The following is a 20967-nucleotide window of genomic DNA, read 5'->3' as shown; positions in this document are numbered from 1 at the left end:
GGTTTAATAATCTCACGCACCTGGACCAACTTCTGTCTGTGCGGGAATGGCGTTCCGGTCCAACACCTTGGCTGGTAATGAAAGCAAAATCGTGACGAATCCCACTTCTTCTGCAATCTATTTTCATCCTGAAGCGTATACGACTGCAGGTCCAAAATTAATGGGCCGCAATGCCGCTGGCGAGTCTTTCCTGCGCGGCTATCTCGCCTACGGTAAAACGAACGAATTCTGGGTACAGGTACAACACATCGATCATGGCAAGTCATTCGCCCATGCAGTCTCATCTGCCGGACGCACGGAACAAGTCAAAGCTGTTGATAAAAACTCGCTTGGCGGTCTGGCCGAAGCCGGCACCGTCTATCATCCTGGTCCCGGTATTGGTATTCACGCATGGCAACGCGCGCACTACGGGCATGCAAACTGGAGCTTGTGCGGTATTACGCATACTACCGCCTCGGCCGGTGCCATGGATTCCATCGCAGAACTGCTTACGGCTCCTGTCCAGCCTTGGGACGCAGTGATCTGTACCAGCAACGCGGTTAAAGACAACGTCATGCGCATATTGCAAGCGCAGACTGATTATCTGGTGCAAAGAACAGGTGCAACCCGCATGGTACTGCCGCAATTGCCGGTGATTCCGCTTGGTATTCATACTTCCGATTTTGTGTACACGGAAGATCAAAAGGCTGCCGCGCGCGCCGCCGTCAACGCAGACGCGAAGACGCATGTCGTCCTGTTCATGGGACGTCTGTCGTTTCACGCAAAAGCACATCCATTAGCGATGTACCAGGCGCTCGAAATTGCGGCGCAAGCATTACCTAAAGACGAGCGAATCGTTCTCATCGAGTGCGGTTGGCATGCAAACGATTTTATTAGTAAAGCCTACGTGGATGCTGCGCAAGAGGCTTGTTCAAGTGTGCGGGTTATAACGCTGGACGGTCGCAAAGCCGAAGACCGGCTAACTGCCTGGGCGAGCGCAGATGTATTCTGTAGCTTGTCGGATAATATTCAAGAAACCTTTGGCATTGTCCCCATCGAAGCCATGGCTGCTGGGATACCGGTCGTAGTGAGTGATTGGGACGGTTACAAGGACACCGTGCGCGACGGTATCGACGGCTATCGTATTCCAACGGTTATGCCGCAAGCAGGCTTGGGCACTGATTTGGCGTTACGCCATGCCCTTGATGTCGACACCTATGATATGTATTGCGGTCATACGTGCTCATTGGTGTCAGTCGATGTGGCGGCAAGTGCGAAAGCGTTCTCAGCACTGTTCGCTTCGCAGGAACTGCGCTGGAAAATGGGTGAGGCGGGTAGATTCCGGGCGCGCCAAGCTTATGACTGGGCCGTAATCATTCCGCAGTATGAAACGCTTTGGGCGCAGCTCGCCGAAATTCGCAATGGGAATCGTGCATTCATTACATCACTGCCTAATCCATGGCCGGCGCGCATGGACCCATTCGCTGCATTTGCTAACTATCCGACAGAATTACTTACGGCGAATACAAAGCTGACTCTTGCGCGTTCTGATGCAGTTCAGGCATTGACACGGTGGCGCGCGTTGGCAATGGTTAATTTTGCAAAGCACGTTATTCCTTCCGATGCCGAATGCGATATCGTATTGACTGCATTGGTTAACGGTCCACAAACAGCGGGCACACTCATTCAAGCGCTGCCCGCGGAGCGTCAGCCATTTGTCTTCCGTGCTTTGGTATGGATGCTGAAACTGAACGTACTGAAACTAGCGGATCACGCCTGAATGCAAGCATGAATATTCTTTTCATCCACCAAAACTTTCCTGGGCAGTTTAAGCATTTGGCACCTGCTTTAGTTGCGGCAAAACATACGGTTGTCGCCATGACGATGCAGTCAAAGGCGCCGGCGACCTGGGAGGGCGTCCATATGGTGCCGTTTCAGGCCAACCGTGGCACGACACCCAATATGCATCCGTGGGTCGCTGACTTTGAAACGAAGACGATACGCGGCGAAGCAGCGTTACGTGCTGCGATTGCACTAAGGCAGCAACGCTTTGTACCTGATGTAATTATTGCGCATCCGGGGTGGGGCGAAAGTCTATTCGTCAAGGAAGTATGGCCAACCGCAAAACTAGGTATCTATTGTGAGTTTTTTTACCATCCACACGGCGCAGATGTCGGATTCGATCCGGAGTTCGCAAATGCGGACATAGGCGACGCATGCCGGGTACGGCTAAAAAACATAAATAATTTGCTGCATTTTGAAGTGGCCGATGCGGGCATCTCTCCTACATACTGGCAAGCCAGCACTTTCCCGGAACCGTTTCGCAGCAAGATTACAGTCGTTCACGATGGCATTGACACCGACGCAATCGCACCTAACCCTGCCGTAAGCCTGACATTGACGACGAACTCCGGGCAGATCGTACTTACACGTAACGATGAGGTCGTTACCTTCGTCAACCGCAATCTCGAACCGTATCGCGGCTATCACATCTTCATGCGCGCATTGCCTGCAATCTTACGCGCCCGACCGAATGCGCGTGTGTTACTGGTTGGTGGCGACGATGTCAGTTATGGCGCACGGCCCGAAGGCGACCGCAAGTGGAAGGACATCTTTGCGGCTGAGGTGCGTGGACAGATCAATGATGCCGACTGGGGACGCGTACACTTCCTTGGCAACATCCCCTACCAGCACTTCATCCCTTTGCTGCAACTGTCGACGGTCCACGTCTATCACACCTATCCCTTTGTGCTGAGCTGGAGTCTGCTCGAAGCAATGAGTGCCGGATGCGCGATTGTTGCAAGTGATACTCAACCATTGCATGAGGCTATTCGGCACGACGATACAGGTCGTCTGGTCAATTTTTTTGATGTAGCTGGATTGGCGAAGGAGATCTGCGCCTTACTAAGCGATGCGGCCGCCCGCGCACGACTAGGTGCGAATGCACGTGCTTTTGCGCAGGCGACCTATGACCTAAAAAATATTTGCCTGCCGCGCCAGCTGGATTGGGTTGAATCCCTCCAGTCAAAACCTGATCACAAATAATGCATCCAGAAGCGATATAACGTTATTTTACGTAGAATAGTCGCGCGTTCAACTACCATGCGAGTTACCTATGACCGATTGGACTTCGGGCTATGTTGCCGATATCGGATACACCTTCGGCTATTACCATGAGTTAAATCCGCTTCGTCTGCGCCTTGCATTTCTGAATGCGGGCGTAACACCACCGGAAACCAATGTCGCATGCGAACTCGGTTTTGGTCAGGGCATGAGCATCAATCTGCATGCAGCCGCTTCAGTAACGCAATGGTATGGCACTGATTTCAATCCATCGCAAGCAGCGTTCGCACAAGAACTAGCGTTAGTGTCCAATGCGGGTGCACAAATCTTTGACGAAGGCTTCGCAGAGTTTTGCAACCGAAAAGATTTGCCCGAGTTTGACTATATAGGGTTGCATGGAATATGGAGCTGGATATCCGACGAAAATCGGTCGATCATCGTCGACTTCTTTCGACGCAAGCTGAAAGTTGGAGGTGTCCTTTACCTCAGTTATAACACCCAGCCTGGATGGGCGTCCATGGTGCCAATGCGGCATTTACTCACCGAACATGCTGAGGTTATGGCTGCACCGGGACGAGGAATCATTTCCCGGGTTGATGCCGCTATGGAGTTTGCCGAGAAGCTGCTTGCCACAAATCCGCTGTATCTCCGTGCCAATCCGCAGGTAGCCCAACGAATAAAATCCATGAAGGCGCAGGACCGTAGTTATTTGGCCCATGAGTATTTCAATCGCGATTGGCATCCGATGCCCTTTGCCGAAATGGCGGAATGGTTGGCGCCGGCAAAACTGAACTTTGCATGCTCAGGGCATTATCTTAGTCATGTGAACGGCGTGAATCTGACTGGCGACCAGCAAGCGTTTCTAAACGACATCCCGGATCCGATGTTTCGGGAAACGGTACGTGACTTCATGGTTAATCAGCAATTCCGTAGGGATTACTGGGTAAGAGGCTTGCGACGACTGTCTAATGTTGAACGCATTGAAGCGATACGGCGCCAAAAAGTAATTCTGATATTGGCGCGTACAGCACTCTCACTTACTGCCGTTGGTGCTTTGGGTGAAGCGAAAATGCATGACAACATTTACTCGCCGATTCTCGACGTCCTGACAGATCATCGTGTGCATACCATCGGGCATATTGAGCAGGCCGTAGCAAAAGACTGTTTAAAGTTGGCGCACATTTTAGAAGCACTGATGCTTTTGATAGACAAAGGCGCAGTCGCCGCTGTCCAAGAAGATCAAGTAATTGAAAATGCCAAGTTACAAACTGATAGGCTTAATTTGCATCTTATGAATAAATGCAAAGGGAGTTCCGATATTAGTTACCTGGCAAGCCCCGTCACTGGAGGTGGCGTGGGTGTGGCGCGTTCTGAGCAATTATTTCTTTTAGCCGCGCTCAATGGTCGGAAACAACCATCAGAGTGGGCCCAATTTGTATGGGAGATCTTTGCTGCACAAGGGCAATCTATTGTTGTAGATGGCAAAGCATTGCCCACAGCAGAGGCGAACATCGCAAAATTAACCAAGGACGCTACTGCTTTCGCACTTCAACAACTTCCAATTTTGAAATCATTGCAGATCGCCTGATGAATTATCGCCCGCGTAACCTATGTGAGTTAGAACGTTGACTCATTTGATGAGCTTTCGGAAGCCACACCCGACTGCATAAAATAGCAGCGGGACGAGACTGCCCCATATCTCGGGGGAAAAGATAAGCATTTGACGGCCAACACCTTCCCCAAGTTATTTCGCTGTCGGACCAACGTCGTCCATGACGGTATCGATACCGAAGCAGTCAGGCCTGAGTCGATGGCAACCTTACCCAAAATGGCGATTTCGCGCCGACGAACTTCGGGCTCTCTACGCCAAAAAAAGTAATTATTTCTATTGTGCCTCGAGGCATTTATTAACCTGCTTGTAATTGGAAGACGGGTAACGTCTGTCCTCTCCATCCAGCACAGATTGTTATAATGCGGCACCTGCGTTAGTGAAGCACAAAGGAGGTACATTGACCCCGGCGCCTCGCCTTATTCTGCTGAACATTCAGGCGGTAATTGACATTCGAGTAATTGTGCTTGGCCCCTCTTGCTAAGGGAAGATTGGGCGCTTCGCGACACATCGAATGCGCCAGTCATTGACTGAATGCTCAAATAGGAACACTGAGTGGCAGTCTTTCAAACTGAACCATCGCGATAGCGCAGGAAACGTGGTGTATTAGCGAAGCTGCCGTCCAGGCACGGCAACTCATATGAAATGTCATTTGGCATTGCTCGTCACAAGATCAATCACTTAACTCAGGCCTGTCGTAATAAAGACTTCTCAATGAATCCTTCAGTAGCGCTCGACGCGCTCGAATCGGTTAAATTTGCGCCGACTTCATCGCCGTTGTGGCAGCGCCTCGCATCGCTGACTAATACTCTGGAGGGCGATGCGCGGACAGCACTAATCAATGAAATCGCAGCGCTGGTACTCAAAGCCCGGGACGCGGAATGGCTACGCTGCTCGGCATTGGCCTATCTCACGCACGATTGCGTTTGGCTCGTCCGGCAGGCGATGCTCGCCGACGATACATCGTCACCAGACGCCATTATGGCTTTACTTGGACTGGCCTGGCACCAGGCGTTGGTACGCATGCCGGAACGGAACGCCTTTGCGCAACTACTGCAAGACATCGATGCCGTCCGCTTGCAAAGCTTGGTAGCAGCGCGTATCTCAGGTGGGGTTTCCATTCGGCGTGGCACGCCCGACTCTCGACTGCGAGTGGCGATTTACACGCCGGAGGTAGGCAGCAGCCGACATGGTGGTACCATGTTCACGCTTAACCTCATCAGCGTCCTGGCCCGCCAGAGCACGGACCTCTACGCCTATACTGCAAAAGAAACCACCATCCCGGTGGTCGACAGCTATCACGGCAGCATAGAGAGTGTCGCTGCCTTGGCGGTGGAGCAGGAATCGCTGAAGCTGAATACGTCGCGGGCGATTCAGTTGATGCTGCCGAATACGGAATTTTCTTTGCGCTCGCGTTTTGATCACGTGTTGCAGGCTATTGATGCCTATGCGCCAGACGTGGTGGTGTTCGTTGGATTCATGTCCCCGTTGATGTACAAGTTATTCGCGCGCTACCCGGTGGTCGGCCTGTCGGTGCATGCCTTACCGCCGTTGGCACCGGTGGATGTGTGGCTAAACGCCGATTCGTCGGATGATGTCGTGTGTTGGCCCGGTGTTCCTGCACCCGTGGTTTTTCCCTTTCCATTCCGATTCTGGCCCAAGGGGCCGGCCACGCCTGTTGACCGAGCTACGGTAGGTTTAGCTGCTACGGCAACCGTGCTGGTGACTGCCGGCGTTCGTTTGCATTTTGAGATTCTTCCGCCCTGGAGTGAAAGGATCGTTGATTTCGTCGAAGCGCATCCCGACGTGCATTGGCTTCTGATAGGCGTGGCCAAGGGCAAATCGCTACCGGGTTTGCCGCTGCATCCACGGATTCACCTGATACCACCTCAGCTCAACCTAGAGGCTTGGCTGGCCATGAGCGACGTCTACGTCAATCCTCCACGCATGGGCGGCGGCGGTGCTGTGGCCATGGCGATGGAGCAAGGCTTACCGGTGGTGACATTTACCAATAATGATGGAGGCGACAAAGTGGGTGCGTGTGCGCTAAGTTCCGACGATGAATATTTCAGCCAACTCGCTGTCTGGGTGACGGACACATCTGCGAGACAGCAGGCCGGAAACGAAATGCAGGCGCGCTTCATTACTCGACTCGATTTGTCTGGCCAGCAGGCTGCGAAGGATTTGATGCAGGCTTGCCACCGGGCTATCGAATCTTTCAAACAACGCATGGGAACCAGCGATGCATGAACTCATCTCAACGAAAGCATCGGGCGACGATCGTCCGGTCATCATATTCGGCAATCTTCGTTCGGCCAGCCTTGCTTGGTACTGCTTGCTGCACGACAGCCCATGGCAGGTGGCGGGGTTTACAGTGGATGAAGCCTACCTGGCGTCATCGCATTTTGAAGGCTTGCCGCTGGTGCCCTTCGAAACATTGGAAGCCCGATACCCGCCGACCGACTTCCGTCTCCTGATTCCGATGGGCTACCAGCGCATCAACGGGGTACGTCGCACGCGCTTCGAAATGGCCAGGCAGCGTGGTTATACGTTCGTAAGTTATGTGTCCAGCAGAGCCAGCGTGTGGCCGGATTTGAAAATCGGCGAAAACGTGCTGATCTATGAGCATGCCATCATCCAGCCCTTTGCCCGCATCGGCGACAACTGCATCATCCGCAGTGGAGCACACATTTCTCACCATTGCGAGGTGGCTGATCATGCATTTGTCGCCGCCGAGGTCGCCATGGGGGGTGAAGGCTATGTGGGTGAGCAAGCTTTCGTAGGTGTGGGTGCGGTACTGCGCGATCGTATCCGGGTGGCCGAGCGCAGTTTCATCGGCGCCGGGGCAGTCGTCGTGCAAGACACCCAGCCTGACGGAGTGTATGTCGGCAACCCCGCCCGCAAGGCCGGTAAGACCGCGCTTGAGGCATCAGGAGGTTGAATGCAGGTTGGATTTCCGTTCTTTATCAATCTGGCCTGCACAGGCGTGATTCCGACCAGGGCAATGAGTCCACATGTACCGATCACGCATGACGAAATCGTGGCGGATGTGGCCCGTGCCCTTACGCTCGGCGTGCAGATGATGCACCTGCACGCACGCGATGCTGAAGGTGTACAGACCGCCGACCCGGAGCCGTATGGGCGCCTGGTGGAAGCAATTCGCGCCTTGCCCGGCGGACGTGAACTTATCGTCGGCGTGACGACCAGTGGACGTCGGGATGCGGGCTTCGAGTCACGTGCGCGGGTGCTGGATCTTGACGGTGATGCCAAGCCGGACATGGCCAGCCTTACCCTCAGTTCCCTTAATTTTGTCCAATCGGCGAGCGTGAACGCGCCCGACACGATTCGGCGGCTCGCACAGCGAATGCGCGAACGTGGCATTCGGCCCGAGCTGGAAGTGTTTGATGTGGGTATGGCCAATTTTGCTAGAGTGCTACTCAGTGAGGGGCTGGTTCAGGCACCGCTCTACGTGAACGTATTGCTCGGCAATATCGCCGGGGCTCAACCCGATCTGCTTCAGTTGGCGGCGATTCTCGCGGCATTGCCATCTGGCTGCATCGTAGCGATCGCCGGGTTGGGACGCTTTCAGTTGGGGGCCAATGGACTAGGATTGTTAATGGCCAACGGCGTACGCGTGGGTCTGGAAGACAATCTCTGGTTTGATCGGCAACGATCAGTAGAAGCCAGCAACGAAAGCCTGGTGCAGCGCATTATTGCGCAGGCGGCACTGTGGGAGCGCCCGCTCATGTCACGCACCGAACTGAGAAACCAACTGGGTATGACGATTTGACTCTCCCATTCATCGTGTTCGGGGCGCCCGACATCGCCGACGACGAAATCCGCGAAGTGCTGGCTACCATGCAGTCGGGATGGCTCGGTACGGGGCCTCGTGTGGCCGCGTTTGAGGCGCAGTTCGCTGCCTTCAAGGGGCTCGCGCCGGAGCAGGTGGCGGCAGTGAATTCCTGCAGCGCAGCGCTGCATTTGAGTCTGCTGGCAGCCGGCATTGAACAGGGCGATGAGGTGATTACCACCCCACTGACTTTCTGCGCCACCGCGAACGCTATCCTGCATGTGGGCGCTACTCCAGTACTGGTTGATATCGATCCACTGACAATGAATATCGATCCCGCCGAAATCGAGAAGAAGATCACGTCGCGCACCAAGGCGCTGCTGCCGGTGCATTTTGCTGGCTTGCCGTGTGCAATGGATGAGATCATCGATATCGCCACACGACATCGGCTTAATGTCATCGAAGACTGCGCCCATGCGGTCGAGGCGACGTATCGGGGACGGGCCGCCGGCACAATGGGCGACTTTGGCTGTTTCAGCTTTTACGCTACCAAAAATGTCACCACCGGCGAGGGTGGCATGGTCCTGGCCCGTGATCCGGAACCGATAAGCCGCGTCAGGAGAATGGCGCTGCACGGCATGACGCGGGATGCATGGAAGCGCTTCTCAGCCGATGGGTACAAACACTATCAAGTGGTGGAGCTCGGCTTCAAGTACAACATGATGGACTTGCAGGCCGCTATCGGCATTCATCAACTCAAGCGGGTGGAGCGTGCCTGGGAGCGTCGTAAAGCCATATGGCAGCGCTATCAGACCGCGTTGTCCGGTTTACCCGTGATTTGTCCGAACGAACCGCCGGTGCATGTTCGTCATGGCTACCATTTGTACACCCTATTGATTGATGAAGCGCGCTGCGGGATTTCCCGCGATGTCTTCATGGGACAGATGGCTGCGCAGGGTATTGGCGTGGGGGTACATTATCTGGCGTTGCCAGAGCACCCGTACTACCAGCAACATCTCGGCTGGCATCCTGATGACACGCCATACGCGACCGCCATAGGTCGCCAGACAGTGAGCTTGCCGCTGAGCCCCGGTTTGACTGATGACGAGGTGGAGCGTGTCATCAAGGCGGTCGTAGAGGCGCTTGCGAATTGAATAACTAAAGTATGGGCGTGTACGGTCTTGAAGGGAACCGCGGGGTCACCCATTTGGAACAGGCCCGTAACGCTCCCACTTGAGCCACATGGGTGACTGATGCGATTCAGGCAACCACACCATGAAGCAAAGGGCGCGCACTCGATGACCTGCAAGAGCCGAAGCGATGGCTGCATTGAATACGACTATCGCAGCACATCGCGAGTATTGACTTCGTACTGTTGACGGCGGCCGGCTAATGGGTGACCCTGATTTCCTCTGATTTCCCGAAATTCGGTCACGTTCGTCCGGAATCAGTGGTCACGTTGCTCCGAAATACCCAAGTGTGGGCTTGGAAGATCAAGAACCTCCTCCACCTTCTCGAAAGGTAGAGACGCCGACCTGTTCACTTCCTCGATCGCTTCTCGGTTCGGCCCTTCAAATATGCATGTGCAGTGCTGATCTGCTGGGTAAAAATTACTACGAATGTAAGTGACTGGTGTACCTTGAGCTGAAGCAGCCTGGCTTGCCTGGATAGCAGCTTGCTGTGCAGCGCCAAGTTGTTCCATCGTAATTCCTTGCAAGTTTCTTTGTACGGCAAAGGTAGACATCGCACGCTCCTCTCGTCGTTCAATAGCCCCTTGTGTCCCGGTATCCATCGTTATTCATGCAGCCGGAACGCATTTGATAAAAGTCAATGAAGACGGGTGTACGAAACGGAGAAAGAACGGAGAATTGGGTCACCCATTAGCTGGTTTCGAAGAAGCGCACCGGATAAGCCAAAAGCCTGACCTGCTGGCAAAAGTGGTGCAAAAAGACACGTCTAAAAAGCATGTTTTTATGCGCATCCTGTTGCCAGGGAACCCACTAGGTCGGAACCTTGCAGCTTAATTGCATTCTATAGCACAGAGTGCTACAGTTTGGCATGCCGAAACCACCCACTACCCCTGCCAAACGCACTGTAGCTGCCAAAAAAGCGGTGACAAAAGCCCCTGCTGCGAAAGCGCGGGTGTTCAAGACGAAGTGGTTTGCCAAGACCGCCAAAACGCAGCAAATCAGCGACGATGAGCTATGTACGGCGATCAAGGCGGTGATGGAGGGCAAGGCTGATGATCTGGGCGGGGGTGTCTGGAAGAAGCGCCTCAATGACAACATGCACCGGTCGATCATTGTGGCCAAGGGCGGCAAGTACTGGATTTATGCGTACTATTTGCCAAGGCGGACCGGGTCAATATTGATGACGATGAACTGGCCGGCTTCAAGAAGTTGGCCAAGAACTATGCAAAGGCAACGGACGCCGGCATTGCCGCTGCCGTCACTCTGAAAGAATTAGTGGAGATCTGCCATGACTGCAAATAACTTCAAAACCAAACCAAAAAGCGATGCGTTTGAGGCCATCCATAGCGCGGCGACAGGCTTGCATCGTGCAGGCGTGATTGATCAGAAAACCATGCGTGAATTTGATGAGGCTTGCCTAACCAAAGTGCCGGTATATGCCAGCAAGGATGTCAAACGCATTCGGCGGAAGGTCCATGTGAGCCAGGCGGTATTTGCCGCCTACATGAATACCAGTGTTTCGACGGTGCAGAAATGGGAAACAGGCGGCAAGACGCCAAGCGGACCGGCTGCCAAGTTGCTCAATATCGTGGAAAAGCATGGGCTGGAAGTGCTGGCGTAAGCCGTTAGCGGTGCCAAACAAAAAAGGAAGCAAGAACGGGGGCAAGTCTTGCAATCCAGCAAAGTACACCCCCGCTACCCCGAAGATTGATTGGCACAGCAAGAAGAGAACCACGGGGTCACTCCAACCTCGCTCCCCGAAACAGGCCTGAAGTCCGCAAAGGACACGAGTCAGCCCTATACAGATCAACAAGTTACGCCCAGACAAATCAAGCAGTTGGATTGCTGCATTGGCTACGGAGGGGAGGCATCGATGCCTTGACCATGACCGCCCGGGTTCCTTTATGTCGGTTATTATTGACATATACCGACGTTTCGGAACAATATTGCAGCATGGAGAGCAACTACCAACACATCCTGAGCCTGACCCGCAAACACGGACTCATCCGCCCGCGTGACCTTGTTGTGCAAGGGCTGCCCCGTGTCGCCCTCACGCGGCTGGTTCGGCAGGGGCTACTCACCCGCGTGGGTCGTGGTCTGTATGCAATTCCTGATCGCGCGGTGTCAGAGCATGGCTCGCTGGCCGAGGTGGCACGTAAGCATCCGCAAGCCATCGTCTGCCTACTATCGGCGCTACGCGTGCATGACCTCACCACGCAGTCGCCGTTCGAAGTCTGGCTCGCCATTCCCAATAAAGCCCGTGCGCCGAAGATGGATTACCCACCATTGCGGATCGTGCGCCTCTCTGGAGCCGCGCTGACCGACGGCATCGAAGACCATCAGATCGATGGAGTGTCCGTGCGTGTGACCAACGTCGCCCGGACCGTGGCTGACTGCTTCAAGTTTCGCAACAAGATCGGCCTCGATGTGGCGATGGAAGCGCTGCAGGAGGCTTGGCGAGCCAAGCGGGTCAGCATGGATGAACTCTGGCGCTATGCCACCCTGTGCCGTGTTGCCAATGTGATGCGCCCCTACATGGAGAGCCTGTCATGAACGAACGAAACGTGGCGGCGTCTGTACGTGCCAGGCTACTCAATTGAGCACGCGAGACGCAGCAGGATTTCAATCTGGTCCTGACCCGCTATGCCATCGAGCGCCTGCTTTATCGGATCAGCATCTCAAACCATGCCGATCAGTTTTTGCTGAAAGGCGCACTGTTATTCGATCTCTGGTTCGACATCCCGCATCGCCCGACGAGGGACGCTGATTTTCTCGGGTTTGGATCGGCGGAGTTGCCGCACATTGAAGGCATCTTCAAGGAGATCTGCACACTCGCGACACACGATGGCGTGACTTTTCAGCCTGGCACCGTGCACGCCGCCGAGATCCGCAAAGAGGCGAACTATGCTGGTGTGCGCGTGATGTTGCTCGGCACGATCGATAGCGCGCGCTGCCAGATTCAGATCGATATCGGTTTTGGCGATGCAGTGACACCAGGGCCGGAAGATGTCGAGTACCCCGTCATGCTGTCAGAGTTCGAGGCACCAAAGCTGCGCGTCTATTCACGCTACACCGTGGTGGCGGAGAAATTCGAGGCGCTCTCATCCCTGGGCATCGCCAACAGTCGCATGAAGGATTATTTCGACCTGTGGATTCTGGCGCTGCATACCGATTTTGACGGTGACATCCTCCGTCAAGCTGTTCAGGCAACTTTCGATCGTCGCAAGACCACTCTGACTGGGCAGGTGCCTTTTGGGCTCACGGATACGTTTGCGCAAGATCCGCAGAAACAGACACAGTGGCAGGCATTCCTGAGAAAGAACAGACTGGAAGCGCTGGCATTGAATGAAGTCATTGCGGCGCTGGCCGCCTTCATGCTGCCGGTCATTGAGGGGGCCAGCGCCAACACGGCATTTCCAGCGCAATGGCACGCTGGCGGTCCTTGGTCACCAGCAGAAGCTGGCTGATATTCAGAGAGGAACAACCAGAGGAACAACGAGAACCATGGGGTCTTGCAATCCAGCAGAGTACATCACAGCTACCCCGAAGATTGATTGGCACAGTGATTGCAGGACTTGACCCCGGTGGCCGCTGGCCGCTGCCCCAGACTGAATCGACAACTGGACGACCTTTCCACATGACGCCCTTGTAAAATATCGCATACTGTATTTGATGTGAGCGGCAACAATTTTCGGGTGATCGCCGTGATTCACTATAACCGGCAAAAGCTTTACATCCGGGAAGTGTTCACGCATGCCGAATATGATCGATGGAATAAAGCCAACAGGAGCAAGAAGTCATGAACACAGCCACTATTGACCCCGCTGTCATTGCGCCTGCATGGAACGCATTTCAAGATTCGCTGCCGGTGAAAATCGGCACGATTCACAACGACGCTCAGTATGAGCAGATGGTCGGTTTGATGAACGGCCTGCTTGATGTGGTGGGCGACGATGAAAACCATGAGCTGGCCGACTTTCTCGACCTCGTCGGTCAACTGGTCGAAGACTACGAAAACACGCGGCACGCCATTCCCGAAGCCGCTCCGCATGAAGTGTTACGCTTTCTCATGGAGCAGCATGGTTTGAAGCAGACTGATATGGCGGAAGAGGTCGGCGGCCAGTCCGTTGTCAGCGAGATCCTTAGCGGAAAGCGTGAAATCAATGCGCGGCAAGCAAAGGCACTTGCCGCACGCTTCGGTGTTTCTGTTGCTGCGTTTTTGTAAATTCGCTAACGGAATAAAGGGGCAAGGAGAGGCAAGGGGGCAAGTCTTGCATTCACACACCTTCTTATCATTCAGCCGTTAGTCCAAACGACTTAGTAAAGCGAGCAGTGGCGTAGTAGATACGGAGGTATCAGATTCCGTGAATGCCGCAGTCACTGATCAAAGAGGGATCCTGCGCAATAGTTTTATTGCGCAGGATATGCCCAGGGGGGCAGAAAGCGTACTACTGGTTCCGAATCAACGGCTACGCGAGCTAACTTGGCCGGGCCATCGGCAGCCCGACGACACATCATTTGACCACTCGCAGGTGGTCAGGCACTGCTGCTTGGGACTCGGCCTGCTCTGCTTTCCGACGCTCAGCCAGATCATAGGCTCGATTCTTATCCCGCTTTGCCACTGCCAATACAAGCACCGTGATTGTGTGATCGTTGACCTCATACACCAGGCGATAGCCAACGTCGCGCAACTTGATCTTGTAGGTGTTTTGCATGTCCTTGCCGCGCAACTGGGCAGAGGGGACATGCGGGTTTTCCAACCGCTTGACCAGTTGTTTCTTGAATTGCTCTTTGATCGAGGGATCGAGCTTTTTCCATTCCTTCAGTGCGTCTTCGTGAAACTCAAGTTCATAGCTCATCAAGGGAAACTTTCTGCGTTTTACCGCCGCGTCGGCTTCTTACGATTTCCGCCAGATCCATATCTTCGATCGTTTCCATCAATGCCTCGAACACACCGGCTGGAACAAGGTATGCCGTCGCACGGTTGTGGTTGAGTATAGCCACAGGCGCATCACCAGCCTCTTCGATCACCGCACCAGGGTTACGCCGAAGATCAGTAATGCTCACAGTGGCATTGGCATAAATCACGTTGGTCATAGTCATTTCAGTCGTCCGTATTAGTGTCAGTTCGCAGTTTGTTCGTCGCGAGTTCGCTCGGTAGTCTTGGATCAATTGTCAGTTCAAGGCAAGGTATGTAGGCTAGATGCGCATAAATAGTAGCATTATTCAATGCAAAATAAAGTGCTTTTTTGAGGTTAAAAAGTTAGGCAGGATTCGTTGTCAAATGGGTAGCCATTGGATCCAATTATCCTTTGAAGAAAGTGAGCCACGGGGGCACCCATTTGCCACGATATAGCCAAAACTGCCCCCATCGCCAAGCTTGAGGAACATTTGAAGATAATTTAACTTATTGATTTTTATGATTTTTCGGCATATAACTTAATTTCGTCAAAATATACCGAAAAGCTCTCATGTTAGAACGACCAGCCGACGCCATGCGTCAATACATCGACGCCGTTGCCACCTTTGAAGCGCACGAAGAGGCGCAGGCGGAGGCTGCACAAGTCCGAGGCGGCATGTATTGGCACAAGGGCCCAGCATCTGCTCCTGACGAGACCTATCTGGTTCGTACAAGTGCCTCTGGCAGCGAGAAGAGCTTGGGCCCGCGCTCTCCCGAAACGGAAGCCCTTTACAAGAGCTTCCAACAACGAAAAGCGCTGGCCGAAGAACGACTGGCTGGCTTAAAGGCGGCACTCGCCAAACACAAGAGAATGAATCGCGCACTCAGGGTTGGGCGGGTTGCGCCACTCATCGTGGAAATCCTGAATCGCCTGGCAGCAACCAACCTGAGCGATCACTTCCGTGTGGTCGGCACTCACGCGCTTTACGCCTATGAATCGGCGGCAGGCGTGACCTTCGAGGATGACGCTGTCGCCACGCGCGACATTGACCTGCTATGGGACGTTCGCAAGCGCATGGCGTTCGCAACCGCCCTGAAGCGTGTTGACAGTTCGATGTTGGGTGTCCTTCGTAAAGTCGACCCCACTTTCCGCATTCGGAATTCGCAGACATACACCGCCGTCAACAAGGACGGCTTTGAGGTCGACATCATCCGGCGTGAACAAGTCGCAGGCGATCCTCATCCCCTGCAGTTGAGCGATGATGAAGAGGACTTTGGGGTGGCACAAGCACCCCGCGCCCAGGAACTACTTGATTCTCCACCCTTTTCGGCCGTTATCGTCGCCACCAATGGCGACATCGCTCGGATGAACACGCTCGATCCGAGAGCATTCATTCGCTTCAAACAGTGGATGAGCACGCTACCGGAGCGAGAAGCGCTCAAGCGTCGACGCGACGCCCTGCAAGCAAAGGCCGTCGAAGAAGTCTTGCGAGAGTACCTGCCACATCTTGCCAAGGACTGAACGGACGGTCGCGTAGCCTTAAGGGAAAATGGGGTCGGACCTGCGGGCACACCTCGCGTAACAGCTACCTCTTGTTGAAAGAAACACGGATATTGCGGCGAAAAGACCGGCAAAATTCCTATAAATTTCCTTCTGTATTTATTTGAAAAGTATGTAAAATCAATGAGATATAAAAACACGTAAACGGAAAAAAGACCGGCAAAATGTACGCTTCTTCGCACCAGTTCGAACCCTTGCTCCGAAGCATACATACCGAAGAGCTATACGCTCGAGCGGCAACTATCGTTCAGAGTGCTCTTAGCCTTACCTCGGCAGCGCATCCAACGGCACGGGCAATGATTCGCGAGCTCGTCCGCTCAATGAATTCTTACTACAGCAACCGGATTGAAGGGCAGGGAACCCATCCGCTGAATATCGAAAAGGCATTGCGAGACGATTTTTCCCAACGGCCTGATGTCGCGAAGTTGCAAAGAATTGCGCTTGCCCATATCGATGCCGAACGTGAGCTCGAAGCACGTGTTACGACTTGCGAATCGGTACTTACCTCGAAATTCCTTATCGAAGTCCATACCGCCTTGTACTCCCGGCTTTCAGATACTGATCGCACCACTGAGGATGGCTACATCGTTGAACCGGGAGCACTGCGCAAGGAAACCGTTGAGGTAGGGCTGCATATACCTCCTGTCGCGGCATCGCTGCCAAAATTTCTTTCTCGGCTGGATGAGGTTTATGGCCGTGTAACCAGTTGGGACAACAGGCTGATCGCAATCGCATGCCTGCATCACCGTGCCGCCTGGGTTCACCCGTTTCGGGACGGGAATGGTCGAGCGACACGTTTGCAAAGTCATTGCGCGCTGTGGCCGCTGTCAGCGGGGTTGTGGTCGCCAAGCAGAGGGTTGGCGCGCGCCAGACAGGATTATTATGCGCATCTGCATAATGCCGATGCGCCGCGGCGCGGCGATCTGGACGGAAGAGGTAATTTGACGGCAGCCGGCCTGAGCGAGTGGATCCGGTTTTTTCTTGAAGTATGCGAAGACCAGGTGAATTACATGAGCCGCATGCTTGAACTGGATGGAATGAAGCGTCGTATCGAGGCCCTTGTTACCTTCCGGTCCGCAGAAGATAAAAACATTCGGCCTCAGGCGATTTTGCCCCTTTATCATGTTTTCGCGGCAGGCCCGATTACTCGTGGAGAATTCACTCAGATGACCGGCCTGGGTGAACGAACGGCACGGACTTTATTGTCACGGCTATTGGCAACGCGTCTGCTCGTCAGCGACACGCCGCATGGGCCGGTTCGCTTTGGTCTGCCGCTCGATGCGCTTCGGTTTCTCTTTCCGGAACTGTATCCGGAAGTGGATATTCGGCTCGATTGACTGTTTTGATCGGTCGGTATAGTGCGCTCTTCGACATAAGGGCGTGGAATCCGTCATTACCAGCGACGACACGCTCCGACACATAACCAGATCATTTTTGCGAGATCATCACCTCAACGGTCAACTGTTTCAATTCCGTTCCTACTCCTACTACATGCAGACAACTACGCCACCATTCGACCCGCCTTACGTCAGCACCTATTCCACCAACGACGGAACAACGCATATTGAAACCTTGGCGGACGGCTCAACGCGGCCATATGTTGGCCCGATAGTCGATCTGTCACGCATTTCAGCATCGCCATCTTCGTCAAACGCTGAGCCGCCAAGTAGAGCAAAAAAACCTGCCAGTAAGGCTGGAGACGATAGAACTTATCTGAATGTGCCGTTTGCCGAGAAGGACGCTGCCAAGAGCCTGGGAGCCCGGTGGGATGCTGCCACTAAGAAGTGGTATGTGCCGGCGGGAAAGGATGTGAAGTTGTTCAGCAAATGGCGGTCGAACGCCTGAGCGGTTTCGGATATAAGTGCAATTAAGGTCAGGTCTCCCAAGCAAAGACCTTGATCTATCCCGAAGCACGTCAGCAATGCTGTCGCGTACACAAGATGCAGTGGATGTTAAGCGGGTAGTTAAAAATCTTTTGACATTTCGCCGATCCGGTTTATCGAGCTCGGTTCGGCTCTATTCTCCCGCGAGCGGGCATCTGCTATGCACAGATCTTTGCAATACATTGGATTGCTTGCATGCGGGTACCGACAGCTGAATTGGCAAGGTCTTTTCCCCGTCATCCTCGCGAAAGCGGGGACCCATAAGCCGGATGATCAAGCAAACTCACGATGGGTCCCCGCTTTCGCGAGGATGACGGGAGATGTAGGCAGCATGACCAACCACCAATACCCGCCTGCGAACGCATGTTGCAAAGATTTGTGCAAAGCGTAGCCTGCAGGCGGGAGAGGGGGCCGTGCTTCGTGTCAAAAAACTTTTGATAACTTGTTTAGAACAGTTCCGGTATGACTGTATCGTCGAGGCCAGGCGCTTTGTCCGCAGCACGGTATTATGTGGGGTCGCCGAGGTCTTTCGGCCATAGCAGCGCCATTCCCTTTTGCCGCATCAACCTTATGTTCGGTAAAGGAAGGTCGTACACCTATACAAAAGCGGATGCCAAAATATCGATCACCGAACGGGGCGGGAATTTGTCCGTTCGCATCGATGGCGATGAATACTGGTCCGCTTCATTCCGGACAATGAACAGCCTGACCGAGCTGAAGGCCGGTTACTACGGCGAACTCAAGCGGTATCCGTTTCATAACCCTGTAAAAGGCGGGCTGGACTGGTCTGGAGAAGGCCGTGGCTGCAATACCTTGCAGGGATGGTTTGTCATTGACGAGGTCACCTATGTCGGAAGCACGCTGGACTCCATAGACCTGCGTTTCGAGCAAAACTGTGAGGGCGGAAAGCCATCACTGTATGGAAAAATTCATTGGACCTCCAAGGACACGGTAGCGCCCCCCGGTCCGGTTTTGCCTCTTCCGTCCAACCTCTGGTCACCGCCTGCAGGTGTTACCCCCGCGTTTGACAGTTATGTCTACCTTCAAAGCGACGCCATGGACTATATCGGCCGTGGACAGTCGTATCTATACACGATGGCGGACGCGATTATTTCCGTCAGTGCAAGTGGTGGTCTTCTCTCTGTCAGGATAAATGGGAATGAGTATTGGACCGGTGAGTTTCAAACGATGAATACCCTGACCCAAATCAAGCCGGGCTACTATGGCCAGCTGCAGCGGTACCCGTTCCACAATCCGGTGAAGGGAGGGTTGAGCTGGTCGGGAGAAGGTCGTGGTTGCAATACCCTGCAGGGATGGTTTGCTGTCGACCAGGTTACTTATATCTCCGGTAGGCTGGCCTCCATTGACTTGCGCTTCGAACAGTATTGCGAGGGGTTTGGGCCTGCATTACATGGGAAGATTCACTGGGTGAAGTAGTGTGGGGTCTGTTTGGTAATGGATACCCATTGGCTTCAATCATTCTTGGCATTAGCATCGTGAAAATACCCTGGCTACCGATTCACGATAGTCACGAAATCCCAGGCGTCGATAGAAGCGATGTGCTTCGTCGCTGTCTCGCATGACGCGCAAGAAAGGCATCTCGCCGCGACGCATCTGGCGCTGGATGAGTTTAAGGATCAGGCTTTTTGCCAGACCTCTACCCTGATAATCCGGATGCGTACATACGCCGCTGATTTCGTTAAATCCGCCAGCGCAGATGCGCCCACCCGCCATCGCGACCAAGCGTCCTGTGTCGAACACGCCAAAATATTCGCCTAGCTCGATAGTCCTCAGGCTGAACGGTCCCGGCTGCGTCAGCGTGGCTAGTGCGAGCGCCGCCGACGCATGGCTTGAATCGAGCAGGACCGCTTCGGGAAGCTCGTTCCTGGTCGGCATGGAGGCGTCCCAGGTCATCTTGCATAGGATGGATTCGGATTCGACACCCCATCCATCAGGAACAGCGCCTGCCCATCCATCGCAGTACAACTGCTCACCCGGCTCGACATAGAGAGCCAAGTCCGGGAAGTTGGGATGCTCAAGATCCGCAAAGCCAACAAATGGCGAGAAGCCTCTCATGTATCGACGCACTTCATTGGTGCCGACAGCATACTTGGCATGCGGCCCGCAAAGTGTATGCCAGACAATGTTATCGAGAAGCTTGTTCATTATGCGGCTAGCAGTTGATCTGACGATGCGAATTGATTGGATCTGTTCGGGACGTCTTTGTCGGGATGCATATGGTCCTCATGCCGGGGACTGGGCTACAGTCCGGATGGCCGGGTCAGCATGATCATCACCATTGTCGGCCCGAGCAACAACTGACGCAATACTTCAGTGTCGGTCACTACCTGCCCGAATAACTGCCGCTGCATAGGCTCGACCATATGACGCAAGACTTCCGGCAAGGCCGTCATATAAGCACCGAGCGCATAGAACGCGATATAGCCCAGATCAAGCAGACTGGCAAAACCGACGACGATATTCAGCCCGAGTGCCAGCATTCGGATAAGACGAATGCCATTCATCTTAAGGATCGAAGCAAATTGACGCTATCAGGATCTTGCTCAAATTGGGCTTATTAACGGCGTGCTCATAGTGCGCCGCCTCGGCATCAACCATCGCCGTCCGGCTCCTTCCCCTCTTAGGGTTATGGTATGCACAGATCATTGCAACATGCATTCGCAGGCGGGTATTGGTGGTTGGTCGTGCTGCATACTTCCCCCGTCATCCTCGCGAAAGCGGGGACCCATAAGCCGGATGATTAAGCAAACGCACTATGGGTCCCCGCTTTCGCGAGGATGACGGGGAAAAGACCTTGCCAAATCAGCTGTCGGAACCCGCATGCAAGCAATCCAATGTATTGCAAAGTTATGTGCATAGCATAGCCCTCTTAGGTGGAAGGGGCCCCACAGCGAATCGCTATCGGACACTGTTCATTTGCCTCCGTACTTGCCGGCTTAGTACTAGCCACCCATAAATATGGGATGTGACT

General features: G+C 54.0%; 21 protein-coding genes and 1 pseudogene. 17 read left to right on the top strand and 5 right to left on the bottom strand.

All coding sequences use genetic code 11. The annotated features are described in order from the left end of the window. Window positions 1-91 precede the first annotated feature (91 nt). The 7 genes from D3871_RS13870 (at window position 92) to D3871_RS13840 (ending at window position 9595) form a co-directional block, all read left to right on the top strand. On the top strand, window positions 92-1759 hold the full coding sequence (locus tag D3871_RS13870) for a glycosyltransferase family 4 protein (protein WP_158597939.1): 1668 nt from the start codon (window positions 92-94) through the stop codon (window positions 1757-1759). A gap of 8 nt (window positions 1760-1767) precedes the next feature. Next, window positions 1768-3024, top strand: a complete 1257-nt coding sequence (locus tag D3871_RS13865) for a glycosyltransferase (protein WP_119769427.1) — start codon at window positions 1768-1770, stop codon at window positions 3022-3024. Window positions 3025-3094: 70 nt separating this feature from the next. After that, the gene (locus tag D3871_RS13860; protein ID WP_119769426.1) at window positions 3095-4630 is read left to right on the top strand and encodes a class I SAM-dependent methyltransferase; all 1536 of its coding nucleotides are present in this window, start codon (window positions 3095-3097) and stop codon (window positions 4628-4630) included. Between the two features lie 735 nt (window positions 4631-5365). Beyond that, window positions 5366-6901 carry a glycosyltransferase family protein gene (locus tag D3871_RS13855; RefSeq protein ID WP_119769425.1) on the top strand — a complete coding sequence of 512 codons (1536 nt, stop codon included), beginning with the start codon at window positions 5366-5368 and terminating at the stop codon, window positions 6899-6901. Beyond that, window positions 6894-7592: an acetyltransferase gene (locus D3871_RS13850; protein ID WP_119769424.1), complete on the top strand. Its 699-nt coding sequence runs from the start codon at window positions 6894-6896 to the stop codon at window positions 7590-7592. The genes D3871_RS13855 and D3871_RS13850 overlap by 8 nt, the downstream gene beginning before the upstream one ends. Next, on the top strand, window positions 7593-8441 hold the full coding sequence (locus tag D3871_RS13845; protein ID WP_119769423.1) for a beta-keto acid cleavage family enzyme: 849 nt from the start codon (window positions 7593-7595) through the stop codon (window positions 8439-8441). After that, window positions 8438-9595 (top strand): DegT/DnrJ/EryC1/StrS family aminotransferase, encoded by a 1158-nt coding sequence (locus D3871_RS13840; protein WP_199724772.1) that lies wholly within the window; start codon window positions 8438-8440, stop codon window positions 9593-9595. The genes D3871_RS13845 and D3871_RS13840 overlap by 4 nt, the downstream gene beginning before the upstream one ends. A 293-nt stretch (window positions 9596-9888) precedes the next feature. Here the strand turns inward: D3871_RS13840 and D3871_RS13835 are convergent, their stop codons facing one another. Then, window positions 9889-10185, bottom strand: coding sequence for a nickel-binding protein (locus D3871_RS13835; RefSeq protein WP_119770071.1), 297 nt, complete (start codon window positions 10183-10185; stop codon window positions 9889-9891). Window positions 10186-10499: 314 nt separating this feature from the next. On the opposite strand from D3871_RS13835, the pseudogene D3871_RS13830 reads away from it, so the two are divergent. The 6 genes and pseudogenes from D3871_RS13830 (at window position 10500) to D3871_RS13805 (ending at window position 13856) form a co-directional block, all read left to right on the top strand. Then, window positions 10500-10933 (top strand): annotated as a pseudogene (locus tag D3871_RS13830) (type II toxin-antitoxin system RelE/ParE family toxin). Beyond that, a complete protein-coding gene (locus tag D3871_RS13825) occupies window positions 10920-11252 on the top strand; it encodes a helix-turn-helix domain-containing protein (RefSeq protein ID WP_119769422.1) in 333 nt (110 codons plus the stop codon). Before D3871_RS13830 ends, D3871_RS13825 begins: the two are co-directional and overlap by 14 nt. A 332-nt stretch (window positions 11253-11584) precedes the next feature. Then, window positions 11585-12184 (top strand): type IV toxin-antitoxin system AbiEi family antitoxin domain-containing protein, encoded by a 600-nt coding sequence (locus tag D3871_RS13820; RefSeq protein ID WP_119769421.1) that lies wholly within the window; start codon window positions 11585-11587, stop codon window positions 12182-12184. A gap of 74 nt (window positions 12185-12258) precedes the next feature. Then, entirely contained in the window at window positions 12259-13098 is an 840-nt protein-coding gene (locus tag D3871_RS13815) for a nucleotidyl transferase AbiEii/AbiGii toxin family protein (protein ID WP_338016843.1), read from the top strand. Window positions 13099-13284: 186 nt separating this feature from the next. Then, window positions 13285-13434: a type II toxin-antitoxin system HigB family toxin gene (locus tag D3871_RS31360; protein ID WP_119769420.1), complete on the top strand. Its 150-nt coding sequence runs from the start codon at window positions 13285-13287 to the stop codon at window positions 13432-13434. Beyond that, on the top strand, window positions 13431-13856 hold the full coding sequence (locus D3871_RS13805) for a helix-turn-helix domain-containing protein (RefSeq protein WP_119769419.1): 426 nt from the start codon (window positions 13431-13433) through the stop codon (window positions 13854-13856). Before D3871_RS31360 ends, D3871_RS13805 begins: the two co-directional genes overlap by 4 nt. 289 nt (window positions 13857-14145) lie before the next feature. Here the strand turns inward: D3871_RS13805 and D3871_RS13800 are convergent, their stop codons facing one another. After that, window positions 14146-14490 (bottom strand): type II toxin-antitoxin system RelE family toxin, encoded by a 345-nt coding sequence (locus D3871_RS13800; protein WP_119769418.1) that lies wholly within the window; start codon window positions 14488-14490, stop codon window positions 14146-14148. Next, window positions 14480-14728, bottom strand: coding sequence for a type II toxin-antitoxin system Phd/YefM family antitoxin (locus tag D3871_RS13795; protein ID WP_119769417.1), 249 nt, complete (start codon window positions 14726-14728; stop codon window positions 14480-14482). Before D3871_RS13795 ends, D3871_RS13800 begins: the two co-directional genes overlap by 11 nt. 398 nt (window positions 14729-15126) lie before the next feature. Between D3871_RS13795 and D3871_RS13790 the strand changes: the two genes are divergently transcribed. The 4 genes from D3871_RS13790 (at window position 15127) to D3871_RS13775 (ending at window position 19412) form a co-directional block, all read left to right on the top strand. Continuing rightward, complete coding sequence (locus D3871_RS13790) at window positions 15127-16053, top strand: GSU2403 family nucleotidyltransferase fold protein (RefSeq protein ID WP_233575606.1); 927 nt, start codon at window positions 15127-15129, stop codon at window positions 16051-16053. A gap of 425 nt (window positions 16054-16478) precedes the next feature. Then, window positions 16479-17429, top strand: a complete 951-nt coding sequence (locus tag D3871_RS13785) for a Fic family protein (protein WP_233575605.1) — start codon at window positions 16479-16481, stop codon at window positions 17427-17429. A 43-nt stretch (window positions 17430-17472) separates the two neighbouring features. After that, window positions 17473-17937, top strand: coding sequence for a DUF5710 domain-containing protein (locus D3871_RS29830; RefSeq protein WP_147376819.1), 465 nt, complete (start codon window positions 17473-17475; stop codon window positions 17935-17937). 608 nt (window positions 17938-18545) lie between these two features. After that, entirely contained in the window at window positions 18546-19412 is an 867-nt protein-coding gene (locus tag D3871_RS13775) for a hypothetical protein (RefSeq protein ID WP_119769413.1), read from the top strand. Window positions 19413-19463: 51 nt separating this feature from the next. On the opposite strand, the gene D3871_RS13770 is transcribed toward D3871_RS13775, so the two are convergent. Next, a complete protein-coding gene (locus D3871_RS13770) occupies window positions 19464-20141 on the bottom strand; it encodes a GNAT family N-acetyltransferase (protein WP_119769412.1) in 678 nt (225 codons plus the stop codon). Window positions 20142-20236: 95 nt separating this feature from the next. Further along, window positions 20237-20500 carry a hypothetical protein gene (locus D3871_RS31690; protein WP_119769411.1) on the bottom strand — a complete coding sequence of 88 codons (264 nt, stop codon included), beginning with the start codon at window positions 20498-20500 and terminating at the stop codon, window positions 20237-20239. Between the last annotated feature and the right edge of the window lie 467 nt (window positions 20501-20967).

The organism is Noviherbaspirillum saxi, assembly GCF_003591035.1.
Taxonomy (GTDB): Bacteria; Pseudomonadota; Gammaproteobacteria; order Burkholderiales; family Burkholderiaceae_D; genus Noviherbaspirillum; species Noviherbaspirillum saxi.
The sequence above is the reverse complement of the archived record's forward strand: the minus strand, read 5'-3'. Positions and strand labels throughout refer to the sequence as shown.

Bases quoted from the DNA above. Each gene is read 5' to 3' on its own strand.
- D3871_RS13790 (WP_233575606.1), top strand. From the start codon at position 15,127: ATGCGTCAATACATCGACGCCGTTGCCACCTTTGAAGCGCACGAAGAG.
- D3871_RS13825 (WP_119769422.1), top strand. From the start codon at position 10,920: ATGACTGCAAATAACTTCAAAACCAAACCAAAAAGCGATGCGTTTGAG.
- D3871_RS31690 (WP_119769411.1), bottom strand. From the start codon at position 20,500: ATGAATGGCATTCGTCTTATCCGAATGCTGGCACTCGGGCTGAATATC.
- D3871_RS13795 (WP_119769417.1), bottom strand. From the start codon at position 14,728: ATGACCAACGTGATTTATGCCAATGCCACTGTGAGCATTACTGATCTT.
- D3871_RS13820 (WP_119769421.1), top strand. From the start codon at position 11,585: ATGGAGAGCAACTACCAACACATCCTGAGCCTGACCCGCAAACACGGA.
- D3871_RS13835 (WP_119770071.1), bottom strand. From the start codon at position 10,185: ATGTCTACCTTTGCCGTACAAAGAAACTTGCAAGGAATTACGATGGAA.
- D3871_RS13865 (WP_119769427.1), top strand. From the start codon at position 1,768: ATGAATATTCTTTTCATCCACCAAAACTTTCCTGGGCAGTTTAAGCAT.
- D3871_RS13845 (WP_119769423.1), top strand. From the start codon at position 7,593: ATGCAGGTTGGATTTCCGTTCTTTATCAATCTGGCCTGCACAGGCGTG.
- D3871_RS13860 (WP_119769426.1), top strand. From the start codon at position 3,095: ATGACCGATTGGACTTCGGGCTATGTTGCCGATATCGGATACACCTTC.
- D3871_RS13805 (WP_119769419.1), top strand. From the start codon at position 13,431: ATGAACACAGCCACTATTGACCCCGCTGTCATTGCGCCTGCATGGAAC.
- D3871_RS13855 (WP_119769425.1), top strand. From the start codon at position 5,366: ATGAATCCTTCAGTAGCGCTCGACGCGCTCGAATCGGTTAAATTTGCG.
- D3871_RS13850 (WP_119769424.1), top strand. From the start codon at position 6,894: ATGCATGAACTCATCTCAACGAAAGCATCGGGCGACGATCGTCCGGTC.
- D3871_RS13775 (WP_119769413.1), top strand. From the start codon at position 18,546: ATGTTCGGTAAAGGAAGGTCGTACACCTATACAAAAGCGGATGCCAAA.
- D3871_RS13800 (WP_119769418.1), bottom strand. From the start codon at position 14,490: ATGAGCTATGAACTTGAGTTTCACGAAGACGCACTGAAGGAATGGAAA.
- D3871_RS13770 (WP_119769412.1), bottom strand. From the start codon at position 20,141: ATGAACAAGCTTCTCGATAACATTGTCTGGCATACACTTTGCGGGCCG.